The following is a 6,020-nucleotide window of genomic DNA, read 5'->3' as shown; positions in this document are numbered from 1 at the left end:
CCCCGCCCGACCCCGGCTCCCGAGCCCCCTGGCCCCGCGCACAGTCGGAACTTCTCGCCGACACGGGGCGCCGCGGCATCCCGAACCGGCGCGGCGCCGAGAAGTTCCGACGCAGTGCGGGCATCGCGCCGTTCGCGGATTGCACCGCCCGAGCCCGCGCCAGCCCCTGCCGCAGCCGCAGTCCCTGCCGCAGCCGCAGCCCCAGCCGCAGCCCCTGCCCGACCCCAGAGCACATTCCGGCCCGAAGGGCAATCCACTTCGTCGACGGCTCCGAAACGCCAGTATGGGGTCACTTCTCCCTGCCCGCCTGCGGCCACGGAGTGACCCAGTGCCACGACGTTCCGACCGGAGGACACCATGCGGGAGCGCTCCACCGAACCCCTCGTCGACATCGACGGTTACCGCAACATCACCGACCTGCTGACCCGGCGCGCGGCGACGGCGCCCGATCACGCGGCGTTCGATGTGCCGACCGGTGATGCGGAGCATCCGTGGCGACACGTCTCGACGGCCGACTATCTGCACCAGGTGCAGTCGCTCGCGAAGGGCCTGATCGCCGTCGGCGTCGGCGCCGGCGAGACCGTCGCGATCATGGCGCCCACCCGCTACGAGTGGGCCGTCGCCGATCTCGCCGGGTGGTTCGCGGGCGCCGTGATCGTGCCGGTCTACGACACCTCGTCCCCCGACCAGGTCTCGGCGATCACCACCGATGCGCAGGTGCGGCTGGGCATCGCGGGCGGAGAGCGACAGCGCGGCATCCTCACCGACGCGTTCGCCGCGACGGGTCTCGGCGACCTCGGCGTCTGGACGATGGATGCCTCGCCCGCCGACCTCGACGCGCTCACCGCGCGCGGCGTCGCGATCGGCGATGACGTTCTCGAGGCGCGGCGCCGTCACGCCGACCTCGACTCCCCCGCGACGATCGTCTACACGTCGGGCACGAGCGGCGAACCGAAGGGCGCGATCCTCACGCACCGCAACTTCGTCGGCCAGGTCGCCAACATCGCCGCGGCGTACAGCGCCGTGGTGCACGACGGCGGCAACACGGTCATCTTCCTGCCACTCGCCCATGTGCTCGCCCGCGGCCTGCAGCTCATCTGCCTGTCGGGCGGGATGCGCATCGCGCACGTCGCCGACACGACCCAGGTCGTCGAGAGCCTCGGGGTGCTGCGCCCGACCTTCCTCGTGGTCGTCCCGCGGGTGCTCGAGAAGATCCGCGCGGCGGCCGGAGCGAAAGCGGATGCCGCTCACCTCGCCGCGGTCTGGCGCGGCGCCGTCGCGACCGCCGAGCAGTGGGGGGAGGCCGCCGAGTCGGGCGCGACGCCCGCGTTCGGGCTGCGGCTGCGCCGCCGGCTCTTCGACCGCCTCTTCTACGGGCGGCTGCGCGCGCTCATGGGCGGCCGGCTCGACTACATCCTCTCCGGCGGCGCCCCGCTCGCCGCCGACCTGTCGCTGTTCTTCCGCGGCCTCGGCGTGCCGGTGATCGAGGGCTACGGGCTGACCGAGACATCCGCGCCCCTGACCGGCAACCTGCCGGGGAACATCCGCTCGGGCACCGTGGGCTACCCGCTGCCCGGCTCGACCGTGCGCATCAGCGAGCGCGGCGAGATCCTCGCGCGGGGCGTCGGGGTGTTCGCGGGCTACCGCGACCCGCGGCACAACGCCGACGCGTTCGAGGACGGCTTCCTGCGCACCGGCGACCTCGGCCGGCTCGACGACGACGGCCGCCTCGTGCTCGAGGGCCGCCTCAAGGACGTCATCATCACCAGCACCGGCAAGACCGTCGTGCCGCAGGCGTGGGAGAACGCGGTCGAGGCACATCCCCTCGTCGCCCACGCGGTGACCGTCGGCGAGGGGCGTTCGTACCTGTCGGCCCTGCTCGTGCTCGACCCCGTCGAGACCCGCGCCTGGGCGCAGGAGAACGGTGTCTCGGTCGACGACACCGCGGGCGACGGGCTCTCCGTGATCGACGATCCCGCCCTCGTCGCGGCGCTGACTGCCGTGGTGGATGCCGCGAACTCCCGCGTCTCCCACAGTGAGAGCGTGCGGCGCTTCGCGCTCGTGCTCGCCGACCTCGACGACACGACCCTCGTCACCCCGACCCTGAAGATCAAGCGCACCGCGCTGCTCGACCGCGGCGCCGCCGTGATCGACGACCTCTACGCCCGCGCGTGAGCCGCGGCATCCCCTCGTTCCTTCGACCCGATCGGAGCACCCCATGTCCGTGACCCGCAAAGCCCTCCTCACGATCATCGTCGTGCTGGTGATCGGCGCGCTCGTCGCCGTCGCCGGAAGCCAGGGCGGGGCGACCGTCGGCGGGTTCCCGCTGTACGCGCTCGCCGTGATCGCCGCATTCGCGATCCAGGTGATCGTGTACATCCCATCGCAGCTCGCGCACACCGAGCACTTCTTCGACCTGACCGGGAGCCTCACGTTCGTCGTCGTCTCCGCGGGCCTCGTGGTGCTGCATCCGACCATCGACGCGCGCGGCTGGGTGCTCGCGGCGATGGTGACGGTGTGGGCGCTGCGGCTCGGCACGTTCCTGTTCATGCGCGTGCGGCGCACGGGGGGCGACGACCGGTTCGACACGATCAAGCAGAACCCGGTGCGGTTCCTGCAGGTGTGGGTGATCCAGGGCGCGTGGGTGAGCCTGACGGCATCGGCGGCGTGGATCGCCCTGTCGTCCGACCAGCCGGCGCCGCTGGGGTGGATCGCCTACGTCGGCATCGCGGTGTGGCTCGTCGGCCTCGTGATCGAGATCGTCGCGGATGCCCAGAAGAACGCCTTCAAGGCGGATGCCGCGAACCGCGGTCGCTTCATCAGCACGGGCCTGTGGTCTCGGTCGCGGCATCCGAACTACTTCGGCGAGATCGTGCTGTGGGTGGGCGTGTTCCTCGTCGCCGCCCCGGCGCTGTCGGGCTGGCAGTGGGTCGCCGTGCTCTCGCCCCTGTTCGTCACCCTGCTGCTCACCCGGGTCAGCGGCATCCCCCTGCTCGAGGCGAAGGCGGAGCGGAAGTGGGGCGACGATCCCGCCTACCGGGCGTACAAGGCCCGCACTCCCGTGCTGCTCCCGCGCCTCACCGCGCCGACGACGCGGGTCGCCGCGGCGGAGTGAGGGTCGCGGCGGCCGGGTGGTGACGGCGGCCGGGTGGTGACGGCGGCCGGGTGGGGCGGCCGGCGAGTGCCGGGGGCGGGTAAGGGTCACCGAGGCGGGTGAGGGGAACGGCCCGGGTCGGCCGGCGATCGACCCGCGGACTCGGCCGGGCACCACGTCGGAAGTCTTCCCTGACGCGCCGGCGACGGATGCCGCGGCGCGGCGTGCCGCCGAGAAGTTCCGACGTTGCGGGGCCGGGCGAGGCGCGTCGCGTCACCCCGATGTCATGCACGACTGGTGCGAAATGTCGGATCTCACGAGAGTTGTTCGGTCGCGGCTGTCCGACCAGGGCTTTTCTCGACCGAACTATCGCACCGGCAATCCGATCGGTCTCACGACAGATGTCTCGAATCCAACTCGAACGGACTACATGGGGATGGGCCCCCATCGCCCCGGGCGATCCGTTGCCAGCAAGAATGAATCGCGATCACTTGATCGATGCCCTGCGCCGCTCGTAGCCCTATCCCGTCGCCCGAGCGGTTGACCTGGATCACTCCGCGCACATTCTCTCCAGGAAGCTCGTCAGCGACGCGTGTCACCACCGTGTTCGCTCCACGTGCATGTAACTGACTCGCGTGCGCCGCTGGTCGCGCTCAGATTCACCGCACAGTCAGCGTCTGAGAGCGAGCCCCACCGTCCATCGGGGAGCGGGATCCCCGACACCTGCTCGTTATCCGTTTGTGCGGGCGCTGCCGGGTCGAACCCTCCCTCGCCGTACGCGTGCCCGGTGAACCCGGCCACGACTCCGATGACGACCACCGCGACCGGCCAGCCCCAGCGCCGTGAGGCACGCGTTCGCGGCACGTCTTCAATCTGGTCGATTCCGCGCCCGTCTTGCGGGAAGGTCTGGAGTCCTCGCAGCTGATACAACTCGACTTGCGTCAGCGGTTCCTGATCGGGGCCGTATGCGCGTTGCAGAAGGTTCGCGAGCTCGTCCGTCACCACGGGTTTGACTCTAGCTTCAGGAACGGTTGACTGAGGTTGATGCCGACTCGACGTTCCCGCAGAATCCCGCTCTTCGCGACGCTACTCGCGGGTGCGCCTGTCGGGGTACTTATCGCGTGGCCGCAAGCATTCGGCGCAGAATTGACTCCGATCATCGCTCAGCTTCTTGCGTTCCGCGGACTGGTCGCAATCGTCCTCCTTGTTCTCGCCGGCGGCGCCGCAGTTGTCGCCGTGCTCCGGCGGCGCTGGGGTGTTGCCGCCGGAGTCGCCATCATCCTCGGTGCTACATCCCTCACAAGCGGCGCCATTCTCTCCTCGCGCGGTGCCGGTGAGGCCGTGCCTGACGGTGATCTTGTGGTTGTTTCGTGGAACACTCTCGGCGGTGCGGTATCGCCTGAGAGCATCGCGGAGCTCATTGTCGAGACCGATGCCGACATCGTCACGCTGCCGGAGACGGACGCCGTTGCCGCGGCAGAGACTGCGCGGATCGTTTCGCTGTCGGGCCGTGAAATGTGGGCCGATACCGCGTACGGCGAAGCGGGTGACTCGTGGATCCCGACGTCCGTGCTCATCGCAGCCGATCTCGGCGAGTACCGCGTTGACGAGGCAGCCGGTTCGACGCCCGGGTTGCCGAGTGGGGTCTGGCGCCCCGTCAATGGGATCAGGCCGACGATTGTCGCCGCACACCCGCTGCCGCCGTTGTTGGAAGACATGGCTGGCTGGCGGGCGGGGTTGGAGTGGGTCGCCACCCAATGCGGCGAGCCCGACGTGATCGTGGCCGGGGACTTGAACGCGACGATCGATCACCTGTCGGCATTCGGTCGCGGAGAGTCGCTGATGGGGGATTGCCGAGACGCGGCGAGCGAGTCGGGTTCTGCGGCAGCAGGCAGTTGGCCGACGTCACTGCCGGTGTGGCTCGCGTCGCCGATCGACCATGTACTGGTCGGGTCTGCGTGGGCTGTGCACGAGGTCACCGTGGACAGCTCGTTCGATGACAGAGGCAGCGACCACCGGCCCATCATCGCCCACCTGAGGCGGAACTGAGCCAACTCATGCGCGACGGCCTTGTCTAGGCTGGTCCTCGGGAATGGAGTGATCCGATGAAGCGGATGATGACGATGTTCGTCGGGGCGATCGTGATCGCCGGAACGCTTGTCCTGTCCGGGTGCGGCGCGTCGTTCCCGGACGCTCCGGATTCTGCCGACGCGTCGTTCCCGGACGCTCCGGATTCTGTCGGCGAGGAGTACCCCACCAGCGGTGTCCCTGTCAGCGTGGCGTGGCCGTCAGATTGGTTGGAGGGATTCTTCGGGGAGGCGAACTCTCCTCCTGGCCCTCTTGTCGGGCTGCGGCTGGAGTATGTCGACGACCAGTGGGTCTGGCGGGTACGGAGTCTCGATCCCGGTCGTGACGAGTGGGGCGAGTCCGTCACCGAACCCGACCGAGGCCAGGAGGCGCTCTACGATGCCAGCACCCTCGCCGTGAAGCAGAAACGCCACGTGACGCTCACGGAGGCCGAACTGGCTGACCTCGGGGTCAGTGCGTACGCCGCCGCCCAACTGTCCGGCGAGGTCTACCCCAGTCCGCGCCTCATCGAGTTGGCGCTGATCATGCAGGACGGGCGGCCGGCGTGGCGGATAACGACCTACGACACCGAGACCGGTCTGCAGTCAGAAGTGACAGTGGACGCGAACTGACCGCCCCGTCACCGCTGAGGCGGGATCACGAAGCCCTCGGGTAGAGCATTATTGTGAACGATGCCGTTCTGGTCGCCCACGCTGAAGATGGTGTGCGCGTCGAGGTTGAGGGTGTCACCGGAGTACAGTGTGTCGCCATCACGGCGGACGTAATTCACCCAGTAGAGCCACTGCTCCCCGACGCAGAATCGCGCGCCGATTGTTGAGATGACATCATTGTCGGCCAC

Annotated in this window: 6 protein-coding genes; 4 read left to right on the top strand and 2 right to left on the bottom strand. The window is 69.3% G+C overall.

The features are described from left to right. Positions 1-357: 357 nt before the first annotated feature. Together ASG00_RS07525 and ASG00_RS07520 are read left to right on the top strand one after the other, a co-directional pair. Entirely contained in the window at positions 358-2,175 is a 1,818-nt protein-coding gene (locus tag ASG00_RS07525; RefSeq protein WP_056208099.1) for an AMP-dependent synthetase/ligase, read from the top strand. 43 nt (positions 2,176-2,218) lie between these two features. Continuing rightward, positions 2,219-3,115, top strand: coding sequence for a DUF1295 domain-containing protein (locus ASG00_RS07520; RefSeq protein WP_056208096.1), 897 nt, complete (start codon positions 2,219-2,221; stop codon positions 3,113-3,115). Positions 3,116-3,676: 561 nt separating this feature from the next. Here ASG00_RS07520 and ASG00_RS14890 read toward each other — a convergent pair. Continuing rightward, positions 3,677-4,099 carry a hypothetical protein gene (locus ASG00_RS14890; RefSeq protein WP_137878509.1) on the bottom strand — a complete coding sequence of 141 codons (423 nt, stop codon included), beginning with the start codon at positions 4,097-4,099 and terminating at the stop codon, positions 3,677-3,679. A gap of 141 nt (positions 4,100-4,240) precedes the next feature. On the opposite strand from ASG00_RS14890, the gene ASG00_RS07515 reads away from it, so the two are divergent. Together ASG00_RS07515 and ASG00_RS07510 are read left to right on the top strand one after the other, a co-directional pair. Next, positions 4,241-5,143, top strand: a complete 903-nt coding sequence (locus ASG00_RS07515) for an endonuclease/exonuclease/phosphatase family protein (RefSeq protein ID WP_056519013.1) — start codon at positions 4,241-4,243, stop codon at positions 5,141-5,143. A 65-nt stretch (positions 5,144-5,208) separates the two neighbouring features. After that, the gene (locus ASG00_RS07510; protein WP_156454729.1) at positions 5,209-5,793 is read left to right on the top strand and encodes a hypothetical protein; all 585 of its coding nucleotides are present in this window, start codon (positions 5,209-5,211) and stop codon (positions 5,791-5,793) included. 8 nt (positions 5,794-5,801) lie between these two features. Here the strand turns inward: ASG00_RS07510 and ASG00_RS07505 are convergent. Next, positions 5,802-6,020 (bottom strand): hypothetical protein (locus ASG00_RS07505; RefSeq protein WP_235559424.1); only part of this gene is annotated, 219 nt, incomplete at its 5' end.

The organism is Microbacterium sp. Leaf351 (assembly GCF_001423825.1).
Taxonomy (GTDB): Bacteria; Actinomycetota; Actinomycetes; order Actinomycetales; family Microbacteriaceae; genus Microbacterium; species Microbacterium ginsengisoli.
Note: the sequence above shows the minus strand (reverse complement) of the source record. Positions and strands in the feature narration are given on the sequence as shown.

Excerpts from the sequence above, each read along its gene's own strand:
- ASG00_RS07520 (WP_056208096.1), top strand. The coding sequence starts at position 2,219 with ATGTCCGTGACCCGCAAAGCCCTCCTCACGATCATCGTCGTGCTGGTG.
- ASG00_RS07510 (WP_156454729.1), top strand. The coding sequence starts at position 5,209 with ATGATGACGATGTTCGTCGGGGCGATCGTGATCGCCGGAACGCTTGTC.
- ASG00_RS07525 (WP_056208099.1), top strand. The coding sequence starts at position 358 with ATGCGGGAGCGCTCCACCGAACCCCTCGTCGACATCGACGGTTACCGC.